The sequence below is a fragment of the Streptomyces sp. NPDC041135 genome, from assembly GCF_055592085.1.
Genome location: NZ_JBVIYZ010000012.1, coordinates 158,237 through 177,639, shown reverse-complemented (window position 1 = coordinate 177,639; position 19,403 = coordinate 158,237). Strand labels below are relative to the sequence as shown.

Genomic DNA, 19,403 nt, shown 5'->3' with positions numbered 1-19,403 from the left:
CGGGGAGAGGATCACCACGCCCTCAGGGTGAGGACGCGGTCTTCCCCGGCGACCAGGTCGAGCGGCTCGGCGCCGGAGGAAGTCCGTAGGTCGACGCGGTGGGTGCGGGTGGGGCGCAGCACCGCGGTCGCCGTGCCCGGGCCCCAGGTGAGGTCGATCTCCGCCCCGAACCGGGTGCGCACCCCCCGCAGCCGGCCCCGCGGGTACGCCTCCGGTACGGCGGGCAGCAGGACCAGGCGGTCGGGGGTCGACTGGATGAGCGTCTCGAGGAGCACGGCGGGCAGGGTGTGCGCGGCGTCGGCGTTGTAGACGTCGCGGCGCGGATAGTGGGCGCTCATCAGCGAGGCGTGGAAGAAGTCCCCGCTGAGGACCTGGCCGAGAGCGTGGGCGACCCGTCCGGCGTCGCGCAGCCGGGCCGCGACCAGCGCGTGGTGCAGATGGCCGTGGGCCGAGTCGTTCTCGCTACCGCGCAGTTCCAGGGCGCGGTGCGCGGCCGCCGCCAGGTCCGGGGTGTCGTAGGGGTTGATCTCGTCCAGCGGCCACACACCGTAGAGGTGGCTGAGGTGACGGTGGTCGTAGCTGTCGTCGAGCCCGGGCCGGGCCCATTCGGCGAGGGCGCCGTCCGCGTTGGTCCGGTGCGGCGGGAGGCGGTCGGCGAGGGCCCGCCAGCGGTCGGCCTCCGGTGTGCCCGGGTGGTACGCGGCGGCCGTGCGCAGGGCGTGCCGGGCGGCGGAGAGGTCCATGGCCGCGTCGAGGGCACCCCAGCCGGCGTTCGCCGGGCGGTTCTCCGGCGAGTAGGAGGGGACCACGACGAGGTGGCCGTCGGCGTCCGTGCGGGTGAGGAAGTCCTCGTAGAAGCGGGCGGTCTCGGCGAGGGCGCGGGCGGTGCGCGGCTCCCGCGCGCCGCGTGTCTCGTCGTGGTCGACGAGGGGCTTCAGCAGCCAGTCGGCGCCGGCGGTCCACAGGTGCAGCGGGTACTCGCGGCTGAAGTGGTAGGCCAGCCCGGACTCGCCGTCGGAGTGGGCCGGCGCGACGATCCCGCGGGCCCCGAAGACGGCACGCGCGTTCTCCCGCCAGTCCGGCAGCTGACGCTCGATCAGCGAGGCCAGCGCCTCGGTCACTTCGGGCAGCGCGGCGGCCGCGGCGGAGGCGGTCTGGAGGTTGAGGTTGGCGTCGTTGGTGAAGGCTCCCGACCAGGCCGTGTCCCAGTCGCCGGTCCACAGGCCGGTGAGGCGCGGCGGGAACAGCCCGCTCGCCGACAGCAGGTGGTAGCGGCCGGCGGCGAACAGGCGCTCCAGCAGGGCGGGACTGCCGGGCCGGGTCAGCAACTCCGACCCGGGCAGGGCGCGTTCGGCGGGGTCGGCCGCGAGGTCGAGGCTCACGCGGGCGTACGCCGTGCGGTGCCGGGCGGTGTGGCGGTCGAGCAGGTGGGTGTACGGGTCCTCGGTGTCCGGGAGCAGGTCGCCGAGGGCGCGGGCCAGGCGGAGGGCGTGGTCCGGGGCTGCGGCGGCGTCCGGCGGAGCCGCCTGCGGGGCGCCGGTGCGCGGGGTGCCGGTGCGCGGGGTGCCGGTGTGGCGCAGGACACGGGTGAGCAGCAGGACGGACTCCGCGCCGGTGATCCGCAGTCCGGGGGGCGTGAGCGCCGTGCGGCCGCCCGTGACCACGACGAGTGTCACGCCCGTGTAGGCCCGGTCGCCGCCGGGGTAGCGGGCGCGCAGGGTGAGCAGCGCGCCCTCGGCGGTGAGCAGGGAGCCCTGGCCGACGGCGAGGCCATGGGGCACGCCCGGGAGCCGGTGGTCGAGGAAGACGTCGAGGTCGAGGGGGATGTCCTGGCCGTGGGTGTCGACCCGCTGGACGACGGCGTCGTCGGCGCGGGAGACGAAGATACGGCTGCGTCCGCCGGTCCACTCGGCGGTGGCCTCGCCGGTGGTGAAGTCGAGGCGGCGGCGGTAGCCGTGCGCTTCCCGCGGCGCCGGCCGGCGCAGCCGTATCCAGAAGGCGGGGTGGAAGGGCTGCACCCATTGCAGGGGGCGGCCGTCGGTGAAGCTCTCGGCGGCGTGGAGGTCCCCGGCCAGCAGCTTGTCCTGGAGCGCCGCGAGGTCGGCCGCCAGCTCGGGCGGGCGGGCGTGTTCGCCGCCGTTGGGACGGACCAGGGTGTGATGCGTGACGACGACCCGCTCGTCGTCCGGATCGCCGAACGCGAGGGTGCCGTGGTGGCCATTGCCGCTGAGGTAGGCGTCCTCCCAGCGGGCCGCGGGCCGCGGCTCCCAGGTGCCGTGGACGGGCTCGGCGGTCATGGCTTCAGCACCGCCACGCCGTAGCGGCCGAGGGTGACCCCGCCGGTCACGGTGGCGTCCGTCAGCAGGTCGCGGTGCGTGCCCGGCACCGGGACGGTCACCGGTTCGCGCCCGTGGTTGAGGACGAACAGCAGCTCACCGCGGCGCACCGCCTCCACCCCGTCCGGCAGCCCGTCGAGCACCGGGCGCACCCCGGCGCCGGCGGCGATCCGGGCGAGCAGGGCGCGCAGCGCGGGCGGCTCGGGGAGCGTGGACAGGTACCAGGCGCGGTCCTTGCGCAGCACGGCGGGCAGACCGTCGAGTTCACCGCCCCGGTACGCGGCCTCGGTACCGGCGTCCCCGTCCGGCTCGATCTCCTCCGACCACAGGGTGCCGCGGAAGCCCTCGCAGTCGGCGTGCTCCCCCTCCTCCAGGGGCCACCACTCGTGCAGGGTGCGGATGCCGAACAGGGCGCGCAGCCGGGCGTCCATGCCGCCGGGACGTATCCGGTCGTCCTCGTCGGCGACGCCGGTCAGGAAGCCGCAGACGAGGGTGCCGCCGCCGCTGACGTAACCGAGGAGGTTGTCGGCGGCGGCGTCGGTGAGGGCGTACAGCTGGGGCACGACGACGAGCCGGTAGCCGCTCAGGTCGTGCTCGGGGTGGGCGAAGTCGGCGGTGAGGTGGGCCTCCCACAGGGCCCGGTGCCAGGCGCTCAGCACGTCCGCGTGGCCGACCCGGCGGGAGGGGCGGCCGTCCTGGTCGGCGGCCCACCAGGCGTGCCAGTCGTGCAGGACGGCGACGGCGTTGCGGGTGTGGGTGCCCGCCACCTCCGGGCCCAGCCGGGCGAGGTCGGCGCCGAGCCGCTTCACCTCCTGGAACGTCCGGCCCTCCTCCCCCGCGTGCGAGACCATGCCGGAGTGGAACTTCTCGGCGCCCTGCCGGGACTGGCGCCACTGGAAGTAGCAGACGGCGTCGGCGCCGCGGGCCACGGCCTGCAGGGACCACAGCCGGTTCAGGCCGCGCGGCTTGGGGTGGTTCACCCCGCGCCAGTTGACCGGCCCGGCCGCCTGCTCCATCAGCATCCAGGGGCCGCGGGCCTGCGAGCGGGTCAGGTCCTGCACGAGGGCGCCGTGCTGGGCGCCGAGGGGGTCGCGCGGGTCGGGGTAGAGGTCGACGGAGACGACGTCCTCCTCCCCGGCCCAGCGCCACCCGTCCTGACCGGCCCACAGCGGCATGAAGTTGGTGGTGACGGGGATGTGCGGGGTGATCCGGCGGACGATGTCCCGCTCGGCCTCGTAGCACTCCAGCAGCATGTCGGACGTGAACCGCTTGAAGTCCAGCACCTGGGCCGGGTTGGGCAGGTAGTGGGCGTGGCGGGGCGTGTCGATCTCGGCCCAGTCGCCGTAGCCCTGGCTCCAGAACGCGGTGCCCCAGGCGGTGTTGAGCGCGTCGAGACCGCCGTACCGGCGGCGGAGCCAGCCGCGGAAGCGGGCGGCGGCCTCGTCGCCCCAGTCGTAGGTGCAGTACTCGTTGTTGATGTGCCACAGGGTGAGGGCCGGGTGGCCGCCGTAGCGGGTGGCGAGGTCCTCGGTGATGGCGGCGGCGTGGCGCCGGTAGGTGGCGCTGGAGTGCGAGAAGTGCTGCCGCCCGCCCCACCGCTCGGTACGGCCGTCCCGGTCGACGGGGAGGGTGTCGGGGTGCCGGTGGCCCAGCCAGGGCGGCGGGGAGGCGGTGGGGGTGGCCAGGACCACTCCGACGCCGGCCGCGTGCATCAGGTCCATCAGCCGGTCCAGCCAGCCGAAGTCCCGCTCCCCCGGCCGGGGTTCGAGCCTGGCCCAGGAGAAGACGCCGAGGGTGACGGAGTTGACGCCGGCGTCCCGCATCAGCCGGACGTCCTCGGGCCAGGTCTCCTCGGGCCACTGCTCGGGGTTGTAGTCGCCGCCGAAGAGGATGCGGCCGCGGGTGGCGGCGGCCAGGCCGGGCCGCTCGCGCGCCGCCATCAGACGGGCTCCCCGTACTGGATTCCGCGCCCGTTGGTGGCGAGGTACACCCGGCCGTACACCCGCGGGTCGCCGGTGATCGCCGCGCCGGTCCAGCCCCACCGGTGGGCGTCGTCGTTGATCCGCACCCAGCTCTCCCCGCCGTCGTCGGAGCGCAGCACGGCGGCGCCCGCCCCGATGTCACCGACCTGGTAGACGGCCGGGTAGCGGGCGCCGTGGGCGGCCTTGCCGAAGCCGAGTGTGTAGGAGGCGCGGCAGCCGGCGGCCCGGTGGAAGACCAGGCCGCCGTCGGTGGACCGGTACAGCCCGTTCTCCTTGGCGCTCAGCCACAGGTCGCCGGACCTGCCCGGCGCCGCCACCACCTTGAACTGGCTGTCGCCCGCGGGCAGTCCGGTCGCCCGCGCCGTGAAGGTCCGGCCGCAGTCGGTGCTGGCGAACAGCGTTCCGGCGTCGGTGTCGTACGCGTAGAAGCGGGCCGGGTCGGCCGGGTCGGCGACCGGGGTCGCGCCCTTGGGGAAGGAGGGGATCTCGGTCCAGGTGGCCCCGTCGTCCGCCGAGCGGTGCGCCGGGTACCTGGTGCCGTCCCAGTGCACGAAGGACCACAGCAGCACGTCGGCGTCGGCACCGACGGCGATCGGTCCCGGGGCGTCCTCGGCGAGGGCGGGCTGGGCCGGGAAGGGCGTCCAGGTGCGTCCGCCGTCCTCGGACCGGGCGCCGTTGCCGTGGTCGCCCCACCCGGTGCGGACGACGTACGCGGGCCGGGCCGCGGCCTGCGCGAGTCCGGTCGCCGAGCCGGACACGGGGTTGGTCGCCAGCCCGCGGGAGGGCGATGCGGTGAGCCGGTCGTGGTACAGCACGCCGATGTCCCCCGACCCGCTGAGCAGATGGGCCGGCCCGGCCGGGGGCGACAGCAGCTGGACCACGGACGTCTCCTCCAGGCCGCGGATCTGCGGGGCCCAGTGGGTGAGGTCCCGGGTGCCGTAGAGCGTGGCACCGGTGCCGTAGACGACGTGCCGGGAGTCGTACGGGTCGATGCCGACCGTCTGGATCCACCAGCCGAACTTCGGCGCGTCCGCGCCCCACGTGAGGTAGGGGGTCTCCGACACGTCGAACACGGCGGTGTCCTTCAGGGACGTCCAGGTGCGGCCGCCGTCGGTGGTGCGGTACAGGGTGTCGACGGCGGCCCAGCGGTTGTTGGTGGAGACGACGGCGGTGCCGGGGCGGCGGGCGTCCACGGCGACCCCGCCGTAGCCGAAGGTGTCGCGGGAGCCGTCGCCGGTGGTGCCGCCCGGCCTGACCGGCGTGACCTCGCTCCACGTCCCGGTGGCGGTGGCCAGCTTGTGCACGCTGCCGTCGGACTGCCCGTTGGGGCCGGGTGCGTCGGCGTACGTGAGGTACAGCTCGCGGGTGTGCCGGTCGTAGGCGGCCCGGGCCGGGACCCGGGCGGCGGCGCCGGTGGGCTGCCCGGGGACGGCCTCCCAGGTGCTGCCGTCGGCGGTGCGGAACAGGCGGGCGGAGCCGCCGGCACTGCCGTCGGCGTCGCCCCAGCCGGCGTACAGGACGCGTCCGGCGGCCACCAGCAGGGTGACGCCCTGGCCGCCGGCGCCGGGCGTGCCCGGGAACCCGCTCGCCGGGGCCCAGGTGGCGCCCCGGTCGGTGGATCTGAGCAGGCCGTCGTGCCGGGTCCCCAGCCACAGGGTGTCGCTGTCGCGGGGGTCGACGAGCAGCCGTTCCCCCAGGCCGCGGCCGTCCTCGTTGGCGCCCAGCCGCACGGTGAGGTCGCTGCGGCTCCAGGTGGCGCCCCGGTCGTCGGAGCGCAGGACGGCGCCGTTGCCGGCCCAGGGCTGGGCGTAGGTACCGAGGGCGGCGTAGAGGCGGTCGGGGTGGTCGGGGTCGACGGCGAGCGCCTCGACGCCGAGCAGGTTCCAGTCGTCCCAGCCGAGGTGGTCGAGCAGCGGGGTCCAGCGGGCGGTCCGGTCGTCCCAGCGGTAGGCGCCGCCGATGTCGGTGCGGGCGTAGGCGAGCCCGCGCACGGCGGGGTGGAACAGCACGCCGGTGACGAAGCCGGTGCCGCCGATCACGGCGTTGCGCCAGCGGTAGGCGGGTGCGGCGGCGGCCTGCGCGCGGCCCTGCACGGACGGCGCCGCGGTGAGCGCGGCGGCGGCCGCGGCCCCGGCGAGAACGGCACGTCGGCTCGGACGGAACGCGCGCATGACACATACCTCGCTCTGCTGGAGGGGGTGGGAAGCTCCGCCCGGGGCGCCGCGGACGGAGCGGGGCGGTACGGGCGGTGCTGGACGGGCGGGGATGCGGGGGTGCGGAGGTGCGGGCGCCGGGGCTCGGCCCGGGCGCCGCCGGGCTCAGCCCTTCACCGCGCCGGTGAGCATGCCCTTCTTGAAGTGCCGCTGGACGAAGGGCGAGAGCACGGTCACGGGCAGCAGGGCCATCACCATCACGGCCATCTGCACGGCCAGCCCCGACAGCTGGCCGGTCTTGATGGCCTGGCCCAGGCCGACCGGCGCCTCCTGCTTCTGCACGAGCTGGATCATGACGTTCTGCAGCGGCATCATGTCCTGGTCGTTCAGGTACAGCGAGGCGTTGAACCAGGCGCTCCAGTAGCCGACCGCGTAGAACAGGGTGATGACCGCGAGCACCGCGCGGGACAGCGGGACGACGATCCGCCAGAGGATGCGGACGTCGCCGGCGCCGTCGATGCGGGCGCTGTCGATGAGTTCCGGCGAGATGCCCATGAAGAAGCCGCGCAGCACCAGGATGTTGAAGACGCTGAGCGCGCTCGGCAGGATCAGCGCCAGATAGGTGTCCGTCAGGCCGAGGGTCTGCACCAGCAGGTAGGTCGGGATGAGTCCGGCGCTGAAGAACATGGTCGCCAGCAGCGTCATGAGGATCCAGCGGTGCCCCAGCGAGCCCGTGCGGGACAGCCCGTAGGCGCACAGCACGGACACGGTCATCGAGAAGGCCGTGCCGACGACGGTGATCAGGATGCTGATGACCGCGGCCCGGGTGACCTGGCCGCCGCTGAGCAGCTCCCGGTAGGCGACGAAGGTGATGCCCCTGGGCACCATCACCAGTCCGCCCGCCTCGTCGATGGTCCGGCGGGAGGAGAGGCTGGTGACGACGACGATCCACAGCGGGAAGAGGATCGCCAGGCAGGCGAAGCCCAGGACGAGCCCCTTGCCCGCGAGTCCGGCCCGGCCGGGCGGTTCCTCCCACACCGGCCGGGGCGGCGCGGTCCACCGGCCGGGCCTGCCGGACGTACCGGGCCTGCCGGACGCACGCTCGGCTGTGTCGGTCACGGCGCTCATTTCCTGTACACCCCCTGCTCGCCCATCAGATGGGCCACCTTGTTCGCGGCCAGGACCAGGCCGATGCTGACGACGCCCTTGACCAGTCCGGCGGCGGCCGCGTAGCCGAAGTCCTGGTTGCGGACGCCGTTCCACCACACGAAGGTGTCGAGCACCTCCGACGCCCCCGGGCCCACGGCGTCGCGCTGGAGCAGGATCTGCTCGAAGCCGACGGTGAGGGCGTCGCCGACGCGCAGCACCAGCAGCAGTGCGATCACCGGCCGCAGGGCGGGCAGGGTGACGTGCCAGATGCGCCGTCTGCGTCCGGCGCCGTCCATGGCGGCGGCCTCGTACAGGTCGGGGCTGACCGCGGCCAGCGCGGCGAGGAAGACGATGATCCCCCAGCCGGCGTCCTTCCACACGGACTGGGCGGTGACCAGGAACTTGAACGTGTCCGGGTCGGTCATGACGCTCAGGCCGTCGTAGCCGTGGTCGCGCAGCAGCTGGGAGAGCAGTCCCGCGCCGCCCAGCAGCTGCTGGAAGACGGCGATGACCAGCACCCAGGAGAAGAAGTGCGGCAGGTAGAGCACGGCCTGGGCGACGGCCCGCACCCGGGGCCTGACCACGCTGTTGATGAGCAGCGCGAGCAGGACCGGCACCGGGAAGAACAGCACCAGCTGGAGGAAGAACAGCACCAGGGTGTTGCGCATCGCCTGCCAGAAGGCGGAGTCGGCGAAGATGCGCTGGAAGTTCTCCAGGCCCACCCAGGGGCTGTGCAGCATGGAGACGACGCCGTTGTCGCTGATGTAGGGGTCGTAGTCCTGGAAGGCGACGACGTTGCCGAGGATGGGCACGTAGTTGAACAGCAGGATCAGCGCCACGGCCGGCAGCGTCATCAGCAGCAGGACGCGGTCGCGCCGCAGCCGCGCCCTCAGGCTCGGCCGGCCGGGTGGCCGCCGCGCGGGGGAAGAGCCGGCGCCGCCGGCCGTCTTCGGGGACTTCTCGCTCTCGTCGGCCTCGGTCCTGCTCCGAGGCACCGTGCTGTGGGACACGGTCGTTCTCCTCGCCTCGGTGCCCGGTCAGTCGGTCGCGGAGCCGTTCTCGTCCAGGATCTTCCGGTACCAGTCGCGCAGCTTGTCCCCGCCCTTGCTCTTCCAGTCGGCCACCGCCCGCTGCATGTCGCTGACCTTCCTGCGGCCGCGGGTGATGTCGTCCTCCAACTGCTCGAAGTCGTTGGAGAGGTTGGTGTAGCGGCTGGGCTCGGTGATCTGCATGCCGTAGAAGGAGGACTTGCGGGTGAAGGCGCCCATCCGCTGCTGCCACTCGACCTGGCCCTTGGCGACTCGGGGGAAGTCGGGGTGGGCGATGGTCGGCGCCGGGCTCGCGATCATGACGTACGCGTTCAGCACGTCGATGTTGCCCTGGTCGGTCTTGGCGGGGACGCCGTCCTTGACGGTGTAGTGGGTGCCCTCCACACCGTAGTTGGTCATCATGTACTCCTTGGTGCCGTACGGCGCCGCGGTCACGTTGGCGACGGCCAGCACGTCGCGGATCACCGACTCGGAGGCCTTCTTGTTGACGAAGGCCCAGATGCCGGCGGGCTGTTCGGCCCAGAGCGCCGGGTGGCCGCCGTCGTGGCCGAAGACGTCCATGCCCCACACCTTGAAGTCCGGGTTCTGGGTGGCCTGTTCGGCCGTGCGGCTCCACCACTGGCTGATGTTGTTGGCGTAGATGAGGAACTCGCCCTTGGCGAACTTCGGGCCGGGGTCGGTGGCCTGGCTCTTGCCGAGCATCGCGTCGGGGTGGACGACCCCGGCGGCGAACAGCTTGCGGGTCCACTCCAGCGCCTCGAGGTAGGCGTCGGTCTCGATGCGGTTGACCAGCTTGCCGTCGACCAGGTTCCAGCCGAGCGGCTTCTCGCTGCCGGAGAACACGCCGAAGGACTGGAAGGCGGTCCACTTCATGTCCAGGCAGGCCCAGCGCTTGGCCTTGGCGTCGGTGATGTCCTTCGCCAGGGCCAGGAACTCGTCGGCGGAGGTGGGGACGTCGTACCCCTCCTTCTCGAAGATGTCCTGGCGGTAGAGGGGCACGATGCCGGTGACGTAGGGGGACGGCTGGGGCAGGCCGCGCAGCTTGCCGCCGAAGATCGAGCGCTGCCAGGCGTCGGTGGGGACGGCCGCGAGGTTGGGGTAGTCCTTGACCGCGTCGCCGGACAGGTAGGGGCCGAGGTCGGCGAACTTGCTGATGATGGCGCTGGGTATCTTGCCGTTGAGGTTCCAGCTGGGCACGACGACCACGTCCGGTACGTCGCTGGAGGCGAGCACCGCGCCGAGCTTCTGCTCGTAGGTGTTGCCGTCCTGGTTCTGCCAGCGGACGTCGACGCCGATCAGCTCGTTCATCGCCCGGTAGTAGGCGTTGCCGCCCTTGGGCGGGGAGCCCCAGAACGGCGACATGACGGTGACCTCGCCGCCCTTGCCGAGCTTGCGGGGCACCGAGGTCTTCAGCTCGGACAGGTCGAGCTTGCCGGTGAAGCCGGCCGCGGATCCGTTCCTGGCGGGGATGTCCGGCACGACCACGGTGCCGGCGACGTAGGCGGGCAGCAGCTTGCGGGCCGCCTTGCCGGACGTGGTGCCCTCGCGCGAGCCGCTGTCCGAGCCGCCGCAGGCGGTCAGCAGCGGCATCCCGCCCGCCGCCGCCGCTGCGGCGACCGCGGTGGAGGCGAGGAAGCTTCTCCGGCTCGGCGAGGAGGCGGAGGCGGCGTTCGGCGTCATTGCGTCAACCCTTCATGGCGCACCAGGACACCCGGCGGTGGGCCGTCGGCTGCGGTGTCTTCGGTGGAACTGGCTGAGCCGAAACGGTCGGCACGGGACGGTCCGCGGACGGCGGTCACGGTCCTGTCGAAGCGCTTCGATGTTGCTGCGAGGTTAAGTGAACACCAGGGGGCGCACAAGGCCCGGTGGCAAGATTCCTCCGTCCTGTGGCCGTCGGCGGCCCCTTTCGACCCTTCTCATGTGGCACTTAGGATGTCGGCGCGCAGTCGCGGTTGTTGCGCCGAGGTGTCTTGACACCCCGCCCTGCGCGGAACGAGCATCGAAGCGCTTCGAAAGCACTGTGTCGCTCCATGCAAGGGGAACTCCACGTGACCGCACAGACGCCGCCCGCGCCGCCGTTCCGCGATCCGCGGCTGCCGTTCGCCGAGCGCATCGACGACCTGCTGGCCCGGCTCACCCTGGACGAGAAGGTCTCCTTCCTCCACCAGTTCGCGCCCGCTGTGGAGCGGCTCGGCATCGCCGCCTTCCGCACCGGCCAGGAGGCCCTGCACGGCGTGGCCTGGATGGGCCCGGCGACCGTGTTCCCGCAGGCCGTCGGGCTCGGCGCCACCTGGAACCCGGAGCTGGTGCGCCGGGTCGGCGAGGCGGTGTCCCGGGAGGCCCGCGCGATGCGCGCCCGCGACGAGCGCGTCGGCCTCAACGTCTGGTCGCCGACGGTCAACCTGCTGCGCCACCCACTGTGGGGCCGCAACGAGGAGGGCTACTCCGAGGACCCGGCGCTGACCTCCGCGATCGCCACCGCCTACACCCGGGGCCTGCGGGGCGAGCACCCGGTGTACTGGCGCACGGCCCCCGTCCTGAAGCACTGGCTGGCCCACAACAACGAGACGGCCCGGGACACCTCGTCCGCCTCCGTGCGGCCGCGCGTGCTGCACGAGTACGACCTGCGGGCCTTCGGGCCCACGGTCGCCGCGGGTGCGGTGGCCGGGGTGATGCCCGCCTACAACCTCGTCAACGGCCGCCCCAACCACCTCTCGCCGTATCTGCGCGAGCACCTGCGCACCTGGACGGGGCAGTCCCTGCTGGTCTGCTCGGACGCGGGCGCGCCCTCCAACCTGGTCGACTCCGAGCACTACTTCGACACCCACGAGGAGGCCACCGCGGCCGCCCTGCTGGCGGGCGTGGACAGCTTCACCGACCACGGCACCGACGGCTCGCGGATCACCGGGCGGGTGCACGGCGCCCTGCGGCAGGGGCTGCTGACGCAGGCCGACGTCGACACGGCGGTCCGCCGCCAGCTCTCGGTCCGCTTCCGGCTCGGCGAGTTCGACCCGCTCGACGATCCGCACGCCGGCACCGGCGCGTTCGACACCCCCGCCCACCGCGCGCTCGCCCAGGAGGCCGCCGAGCAGGCGGTCGTGCTGCTGAAGAACGACGGCGACCTGCTGCCGCTGGCCCCCGGCACCCGGATCGCCGTGGTGGGCCTGCTCGCCGACGAGTGCAAGCTCGACTGGTACAGCGGCACGCTCCTGCACCGCTCCACACCGCTGGAGGGCCTGTACGAGCGGTTCGGCGCCGACCGGGTCCGGTTCGCGGAGGGCGTGGAGCGGGTCCGGCTGCGCACCGCCGACGGCCGCTTCCTGCGGGTGCCGGACACCGCCGCCCCGGACCGGGCGCCAGCGGACGGGGGCGCCCTCGATCCGGCTCTGCTCACCGGGCGCACCGATCTGCCACCGCTCACCGCGGACGCGGACGGCACCGAGTTCGCGCTCACCGACTGGGGCGACGGCGTGCTGACGCTGCGCGCCCCCGACGGCCGCTACCTGTCGGTCGCGGGCGACGGCTTCGTCCGGGCCTCCGCCGACCAGCCCGGCGGCTGGGTCGTCCAGGAGACGTTCCGGCTGCAACCGCACGGCGACGGTCACCTCCTGCTCCACCTCGGCACGGGTCGCCAAGTCACTGTCGCCGCCGACGGCGTGCGGGTTGCCGAGGGCGCCGCGGAAACCTTCGAGCTGGTCGTCGTGGAGCGCGGTGCGGACGCCGTGGCGCGGGCCGCCGCGGAGGCCGACGTGGTGCTGGTGGTGGCGGGCAACGACCCGCACATCAACGGCCGGGAGACCGAGGACCGTACGACGCTGGCGCTGCCCGCGCACCAGGAGGGGCTGCTGCGGGCGGCCCGGGCCGCCAACCCGCGCACCGCGCTGGTGCTGGTGTCGGCGTACCCCTACGCGGTGGACGTGTCCCGGCTGCCGGCCGTGCTGTGGACCGCGCACGGCGGGCAGGCCGCGGGTACCGCGCTGGCCCGGGTGCTCGCCGGGGACGTCTCCCCCGCCGGCCGGCTGCCGCAGACCTGGTACGCCGCCGACGCCGACCTGCCCGACCTGCTGGACTACGACGTGATCGGCGGCCGCCAGACCTATCTGTACTTCGAGGGCCTGCCGCTGTTCCCGTTCGGGCACGGCCTGTCCTACGCGTCCTTCACCTACGCCGCTCTCACGGCCCGGGCGGACGCCGGCGCCGTGCGGGTCGGCTGCACGGTCACCAACACCGGTGACCGCGCCGCCGACGAGGTCGTCCAGCTGTACACGCGCGCCGCCGACCCGTCCGTGGTCCGGCCGCGCCGCGAGCTGCTCGCGCACCGCCGGATCACGCTGGTGCCGGGCGAGCGGGCGGAGGTCGTCTTCGACGTCCCGCTGTCCGCCTTCGCGTTCTGGGACGTGGCCCACGGGCGGATGCGTGTGGAGGGCGGGCCCTACGACCTCATGGTCGGCGCCTCCAGCGAGGACGTCCGGCTGCGCACGACCGTCGTCCTCGACGGCGAGCCCGCCGCGCCCCGGCCGGTCCTGGAACGGGGCCTGGCGGCGGCGGACTTCGACGAGCAGTCCGGGATCGTGCTCACCGACCGGACGAAGGTGGCGGGCGACGCGGTGACCCCGGTGTCCGGCGGCGCGGGCGAACTCCTCTACCGCGCCTGCGATTTCGGCGCCGGGGCGACGGAGGTGACGGTGCGGGTGGCCGGTGCGGGCACGGTGGAGCTGTCGCTGGACGGCGGTCCGGTCCTGGCCGTGCTCACGCTCGGCACCCCGACGGCCGGACCGTACGACTACACCCCGCTGCGGGCTCCGGTCAGCGCCGCCGGCGTGCGCGACCTCCGGGTGCGGCTGCGCGGCCCGCTGCGGCTGGCGCACACCGGCTTCTCCGGCTGAGGGCGCGGGCGGGCCCGGGACGCGCCGAAGGGGCCCGGCACCGGTGCCGGGCCCCTTCGGAGGGAAAAAGGCGCCTAGAGGGCGAGCCCGGTCAGGACCAGCACGCGCTCGTAGGTGTAGTCGTCCATCGCGTAGCGCACGCCCTCGCGGCCGACGCCGGACTGCTTGGCGCCGCCGTACGGCATCTGGTCGGCGCGGTAGGAGGGGACGTCGCCGACCACGACACCGCCGACCTCCAGGGCGCGGTGAGCGCGGAAGGCGGCCTGCACGTCGTGCGTGAACACGCCCGCCTGGAGGCCGTACTTGGAGTCGTTGACCGCGGCGAAGGCCTCGGCCTCGCCGTCCACCTTCTGCACGGAGAGGACCGGTCCGAAGACCTCCTCGCAGGACAGCGTGGTGCCGGCCGGTACGCCGGTCAGGACGGTCGGCGCGTAGGAGGCGCCGTCCCGCTTGCCGCCGGTCAGCAGCTCGGCGCCGGCGTCGACGGCCTCCTGGACCCACGCCTCGACCCGCTTGGCGGCGTCCTCGCTGACCAGCGGGCCGACGTCGGTGCTCGCGTCGGCCGGGTCACCGGTGACCTGCGCCTCGACGGCGGCCACGATCCGCGGCAGCAGCCGGTCGTACACCGAGGCGTCGGCGATCACGCGCTGCACGGAGATGCAGGACTGGCCGCCCTGGTAGTTGGAGAAGGTCGCGATGCGGTTCGCGGCCCAGTCCAGGTCCGCGTCGCTCGCCCAGTCGGCGAGGACGACGGCCGCGCCGTTGCCGCCCAGCTCCAGCGTGCAGTGCTTGCGCGGCACCGAGTCCATGATCGCGTAGCCGACCTTCTCGGACCCGGTGAAGGAGATCACCGGCAGGCGCTCGTCCTGGACCAGCGCGGGCATGCGGTCGTTGGCGACCGGCAGGATGCTCCAGGACCCGGCGGGCAGCTCGGTCTCGGCGAGCAGGTCACCGAGGATCAGACCGGAGAGCGGGGTGGCGGGGGCCGGCTTCAGGATGATCGGCGCGCCGGCCGCGATCGCCGGGGCGACCTTGTGGGCGCACAGGTTCAGCGGGAAGTTGAAGGGCGCGATACCGAGGACGACACCCTTGGGGAAGCGCCGGGTCAGGGCCAGCCGGCCCTGGCCGCCGGCGTCGGTGTCGAGGCGCTGGGCCTCGCCGCCGTTGAAGCGCCGGGCCTCCTCGGCGGCGAACCGGAACACCGAGACGGCACGGCCGACCTCGCCGCGGGCCCACTTGACCGGCTTGCCGTTCTCCGCGGAGATCAGCTGGGCGATCTCCTCGGTGCGCTCGGCCAGCCGCTTGCTGACGTGGTCGAGGGCGGCGGCGCGCACGTGGGCCGGGGTGGCGGCGAACTCGTCGCGGACGGCGTGGGCGGCGGCCACGGCCTCCTCGACCTGCTCGTCCGTCGGCAGGCTCACCTTGCCGACGAGACGGCCGTCCCACGGGGAGGTGACGTCGAAGGTGTCCTCGCCGGTGACCTGGCGGCCGGCGAGCCAGAAGGCGTGGGTGGAAGTCATTGAGGAGTCCCGGCCCTTCCGCGTTGGGGGTGTGCTGTCGGTTTCGTCGTCCACGGTAGGGCGGGGGCGGCCGGACGGCGCTTGTCCGGCGCGGAGAAGTCGGCGGCCGGGGTACGCCGAATCGGCGGGGTCACCGGCGTGGGCGGTACGCGGGAGGCGGGCAGCCCGTGCCGCTCACTCCGGTGACGTGGCCTTCAGCGCCAGCCACAGCTCCATCCGGACGTCCGGGTCGTCCAGGCTGCGGCCCAGGATCTCCTCGACGCGGCGCATCCGGTAGCGCAGGGTGTGCCGGTGCACGCCGAGGTCGGCCGCCGCCGCGTCCCACTGCCCGTGCCGCGACAGCCACGCCCGCAGCGAGGCGACCAGGTCACCGCGCCCGGTGGCGTCGTGCTCGTGCAGCGCCCGCAGCAGCCCGTCCGCGAACGCCTTCACCGCGTCGTCCGCCAGCAGCGGCAGCACCGACCCGGCCGCCAGCCGCTCGTGCTCCACCAGCACCCGGCCCCGGCGTCGCGCCACCGACAGGGCCTGCTCGGCCTGCTTGTAGGCGGCGGCCGCCGCGATCGGCCCGGCCGGCGCCGACAGACCCACCACCAGCTCGTCCTCGTCCCCGCCCGCGGCCTGCTCCGGCACGGCCCTGGCGGCCTCCACCGCGGCCGCGTACTGGGCGCAGGCCGCCACGGCCGGGCCCCCGTCGGTGGCCAGCACCACCAGCCGCTCGCCCTCGGGCACCACCAGCACCGCCTCACCGGAGCGGGCGGCGGCGGACTCCACGGCCTCGGCGAGGCCGCCCAGCGGGTCGCCACCGGCGGCGGCGAGCGCGGCGGCCGGGCCCGGACCGGCCGCGGCCGCGCGGGCGCGTGCCTCGGCGTGCGCCCGGGCGGCCGACGCCGGCACCGACTCGGCCACGATCATCCGGAAGGGTGCGTCCAGCAGGCCGCCGTACAGGTCCCCGGCGACGGCCCGGGCGTGGTCGGGCTCCCCGGCGAGCAGCATGCGCAGCACCGCCGTGCCGATCCGCTGTTCGGCCGCGGCCAGCGAGCGGGAGCGCTCCGTGGTCAGGGTGAGCAGGGCGATGGCGGAGTGCACGGCGTAGCGCTCGGCGGTGCCGAGGGCGGCGGCGGTGCCCACGGCGAGCGCGGCCCGCGGGCGCCGGCCGGTGCCCAGGGAGTGCAGCTCGACGCGGTCCTCGTGGTCCGGGCCGCCGACCACGGAGGAGGCGGGCGCGGGCCGGTCGCGCAGCCGTTCCACCTCCGCGGTGAGCCGGGCCGCCCGCCGCCCCGCCCAGTCCGGCGCGGTGGCGACGACGGCGCCCGAGGCGTCGTACAGCGCCGCCCAGCCGTCGACCTGGGCGGCGAGGGCGGTGAGCAGGCCCTCGGGGCCGGCGTTGAGCGCCTGCCGGGTCAGCTCCCGCTGGGCGGCGAACCCGGCCGTGACCGCGCGGTACTGGTCGGCGGCGATGGCCGCGGACACCGCCTTGCTGATGGCGAGGAAGGGGGTGCGCCGGGGCACCTCCAGCAGCGGCAGGCCCTCCTGCGCGGCCGCGTCGACGAGGGCCTTCGGGATCTCGTCATAAGTGACCCCGACCGCGAAGCCGAGCCCGACGACACCGGCGTCGGCCAGCCGTTTGACGTACCGGCGCATCGCCTCCGGGTCGTCGGCGTCCAGCTTCAGCGCGGTGATCAGCAGCAGCTCCCCGCCCTCCATGTAGGGCACGGGGTCGGCCAGCTCGCTGACGTGCGCCCAGCGGACGGGCACGTCGAGACGGTCCTCCCCGGCGCGCACGGTCAGCTTGAGCGCGGAATGGTGGACGAGCGAGGCGAGCGTCGGGGGCATGGGGCCTTCAGGTCGGATCGGGTCGCGGTCGGGTCGGGGCACCCGCGCAGCGGCGGATCAGGGGGGCGTCGCGGACTTTTGGCCGACACGTACGAACAGCCTATGCCGATTCCGCCGTACCGTACGGTCCTCGGGCGCCCCGGCCCTCAGCCGCGCAGGTCCACCAGCAGCGGAGGGGCGTGCTCCCCGGTGACCGTGGTCAGGGACAGCACCGCGTGGCCCGGCGGCACCCCGTGCGCCAGCTCGGACGCCGACCAGCGCTCCCGCTCGACCTGGCGGACGGTGACCGCCCGGGCGGTGGGCGCCTTTCCGGTGATCACCCGCCGCAGCACGTGGACGGCCTTGCCGGCCGGGGTCTCGGCGATGATCTGCCGGTCGGTGACGTCCCGGGTCTCGGTCCACTCCTTGCCCCACACCTCGGCGAAGTCCTGCCCGTCCCAGGGGGTCAGCCCGGACAGCGCCATCCGGCACCCGGTGGCGCCCAGCAGCGGTCCGCGCAGCGGCCGGGGCACGTCGTCCAGGGTGCGCAGGGTCAGCACCACCCCGGCGTTGGCCGACCGCAGCCGCTGCACGCCGCGCACCGCCTCCGGCGTGACCACACCGGCCGCGTCGTCCAGCAGGAGGCAGGTGAACAGCGAGCGGTCCTCACGTACCGTCACGGCGGCCGTGAACTGGGCCAGCACCAGCCGGGCGAGGATGCGGGAGGCGTCCGCGTGCCCGCGCTCGGGCAGGTCGATGCGGACGCGCACGGGGTGGTCGAGCGCTTTCAGGGAGAACGGCCGGGTCTGCCCGGAGGTGTCGAAGAAGCCGGCGAAGGCGGGCCGGTCGAGCAGCGCGATCCGGTCGGCCAGCACCGCGCCGACGTCCCCGGGGTGTCCCATCTGCCGCTCCCGCGCGTCGAGTTCCCGCACCAGCGACTCCCGCCCGGTGTCGGTGAGCGCCTTGCGCAGCGCGGCCAGCGGGGCCCGGTCGCCGTCGAGGAGGCGGCGCAGCTCCGGGACGGACGGGAAGCGGTCGTGCACCGCGCGGAAGGGGCCCAGCAACTGGGCGAGCACGGTGGTGGAGCGGCGGGTGTCGCTGCCGGGGTGCGGGTCGGCGAGGTCGCCGACGAGGGCCTCGGCGAGTATGGCGGCGGCCTCGTCGGGGTCGGTGGTGCCGCCGTACAGGTCGAGGTCGTAGACCGACTCGGGGTGGGCGATCCGGACGACGACGTCGTAGGAGCCGGCCGGGCCGAGCCCGGCGCCGGCCGCGCCGACCACCACGACGGAGGCCCGTCCGGCGAGCGCGTGCAGGCACAGCGACTCGGTGAGCGGCCGCACCAGCGCGCCGGTCTTGCCGGAGCCGGAGGGGCCGACGGCGACCAGCGAGGTGCCCAGCAGCTCGGGGCCGAGGGCGAGGCCGGTGCCCCGGTAGTGGTAGGGGTTGCGCGGGTCGTCGGCGGCGGTGCCGAGCCGCACCTGGCCGGTGAGCAGGTCGTGCCGGGCGGTGCGGGCGGGCAGGTCGCGCTCGCCGGAGGGGTGCGGGCAGGCGGCCGCGCCCTCCCGGACCACGGCCCCCCGGAACGCGGCCAGGCTGTGCCGTCCGCCGCGCACGCCCTGCCAGGCCCGGGCGATGCGGGCCAGGTCCACGTCCCGCATCAGCCCGGCCCGCGCCTCGGCGGCCAGCCGGTCGGCGGCGTCGTGCGCCCCGGCCCGGCGCAGCTGCGGCCACTCGGCGGGGTCCTGCTCGGGGGCGGGGGCGGGCTCGGCGGCGGGGACGGCGGGGCGCCAGGCGGGGGGACCGAAGCGGCGCCAGACCTCGCCCCAGCGGCCGAGGCGGCCGACGACGAGCAGGATGGCGACGGCGATCAGCGTGTAGTAGCCGTACCAGACGACGGCGTTGCCGACGCTGCTGCTGCCGTACCGCCAGGAGTCCGGGGTGAACAGTTCCAGGGGCAGCACCCACCAGCCGCCGAGGTAGCCGTTCCACAGCAGCGACCACATCAGCCAGCCCACCAGGAACGCGATCAGCGCACCGCCGAGCAGCTGGCGGGTCGGGACCCGCTCGGGCTCCTCCTCGGGCCGCACCTCGTGGTGGAACCGCCACACTCCCGGCGGTGCCTCGGGCCTGGGCGCGCGCAGCCAGCCGAGGAAGGCCGAGCCGTCCGGCATCGGCGGCGCCCCGGGCGGCACGGCCGGCCGCGGCGGCACCGCGGGGGCCTCGTACGGCGCCGCCGGACGCGGTACCGGATCGGCATGCGTGCCCCGCACGTCCCGCGTCCCGTCGCTGTTCATCGCCCTTGCCCCCTGACCAGCCGTTCCGTCCACCGTCAGCGAGTCAATCTAACGCCCCGGGAACGGGAGTTCACCGCTTACGCGGCCGACGGGACGGAGCGCGGGTTCGCGGCGGGCCAGGCGGTCGCCGGCCGTCCTATGTCCACCGCGGACAACCGCACCCGCCGACAACGCCCACATGGAGCATGCCCGCTCCCCGCCGTGCGACCTAGCCTGCGAAAA

Annotated in this window: 10 protein-coding genes; 1 reads left to right on the top strand and 9 read right to left on the bottom strand. The window is 74.6% G+C overall.

All coding sequences use genetic code 11. The features are described from left to right. Positions 1 to 11: 11 nt before the first annotated feature. From ACZ6CZ_RS26060 to ACZ6CZ_RS26035, 6 genes are all read right to left on the bottom strand, one after another. Complete coding sequence (locus ACZ6CZ_RS26060) at positions 12 to 2,297, bottom strand: glycosyl hydrolase family 95 catalytic domain-containing protein (protein WP_469025602.1); 2,286 nt, start codon at positions 2,295 to 2,297, stop codon at positions 12 to 14. After that, positions 2,294 to 4,276, bottom strand: coding sequence for a beta-galactosidase (locus ACZ6CZ_RS26055; RefSeq protein WP_469025600.1), 1,983 nt, complete (start codon positions 4,274 to 4,276; stop codon positions 2,294 to 2,296). The genes ACZ6CZ_RS26060 and ACZ6CZ_RS26055 overlap by 4 nt, the downstream gene beginning before the upstream one ends. Beyond that, positions 4,276 to 6,489, bottom strand: a complete 2,214-nt coding sequence (locus ACZ6CZ_RS26050) for a 1,4-beta-glucanase (protein ID WP_469025598.1) — start codon at positions 6,487 to 6,489, stop codon at positions 4,276 to 4,278. The genes ACZ6CZ_RS26055 and ACZ6CZ_RS26050 overlap by 1 nt, the downstream gene beginning before the upstream one ends. A gap of 147 nt (positions 6,490 to 6,636) precedes the next feature. Beyond that, on the bottom strand, positions 6,637 to 7,599 hold the full coding sequence (locus ACZ6CZ_RS26045; RefSeq protein ID WP_469025595.1) for a carbohydrate ABC transporter permease: 963 nt from the start codon (positions 7,597 to 7,599) through the stop codon (positions 6,637 to 6,639). After that, complete coding sequence (locus tag ACZ6CZ_RS26040) at positions 7,596 to 8,630, bottom strand: ABC transporter permease (protein WP_469025593.1); 1,035 nt, start codon at positions 8,628 to 8,630, stop codon at positions 7,596 to 7,598. The genes ACZ6CZ_RS26045 and ACZ6CZ_RS26040 overlap by 4 nt, the downstream gene beginning before the upstream one ends. Positions 8,631 to 8,657: 27 nt before the next feature. Next, complete coding sequence (locus ACZ6CZ_RS26035) at positions 8,658 to 10,349, bottom strand: extracellular solute-binding protein (RefSeq protein ID WP_469025590.1); 1,692 nt, start codon at positions 10,347 to 10,349, stop codon at positions 8,658 to 8,660. 368 nt (positions 10,350 to 10,717) lie between these two features. Between ACZ6CZ_RS26035 and ACZ6CZ_RS26030 the strand changes: the two genes are divergently transcribed. Further along, positions 10,718 to 13,555 (top strand): glycoside hydrolase family 3 C-terminal domain-containing protein, encoded by a 2,838-nt coding sequence (locus ACZ6CZ_RS26030; RefSeq protein ID WP_469025587.1) that lies wholly within the window; start codon positions 10,718 to 10,720, stop codon positions 13,553 to 13,555. Between the two features lie 74 nt (positions 13,556 to 13,629). Here the strand turns inward: ACZ6CZ_RS26030 and ACZ6CZ_RS26025 are convergent, their stop codons facing one another. The 3 genes from ACZ6CZ_RS26025 to ACZ6CZ_RS26015 form a co-directional block, all read right to left on the bottom strand. Further along, positions 13,630 to 15,075 carry an aldehyde dehydrogenase family protein gene (locus ACZ6CZ_RS26025; RefSeq protein WP_469025585.1) on the bottom strand — a complete coding sequence of 482 codons (1,446 nt, stop codon included), beginning with the start codon at positions 15,073 to 15,075 and terminating at the stop codon, positions 13,630 to 13,632. Positions 15,076 to 15,249: 174 nt separating this feature from the next. After that, positions 15,250 to 16,908 (bottom strand): PucR family transcriptional regulator, encoded by a 1,659-nt coding sequence (locus tag ACZ6CZ_RS26020; protein WP_469025582.1) that lies wholly within the window; start codon positions 16,906 to 16,908, stop codon positions 15,250 to 15,252. A gap of 146 nt (positions 16,909 to 17,054) precedes the next feature. After that, a complete protein-coding gene (locus ACZ6CZ_RS26015; RefSeq protein WP_469025579.1) occupies positions 17,055 to 19,181 on the bottom strand; it encodes an ATP-binding protein in 2,127 nt (708 codons plus the stop codon). Positions 19,182 to 19,403: the final 222 nt, after the last annotated feature.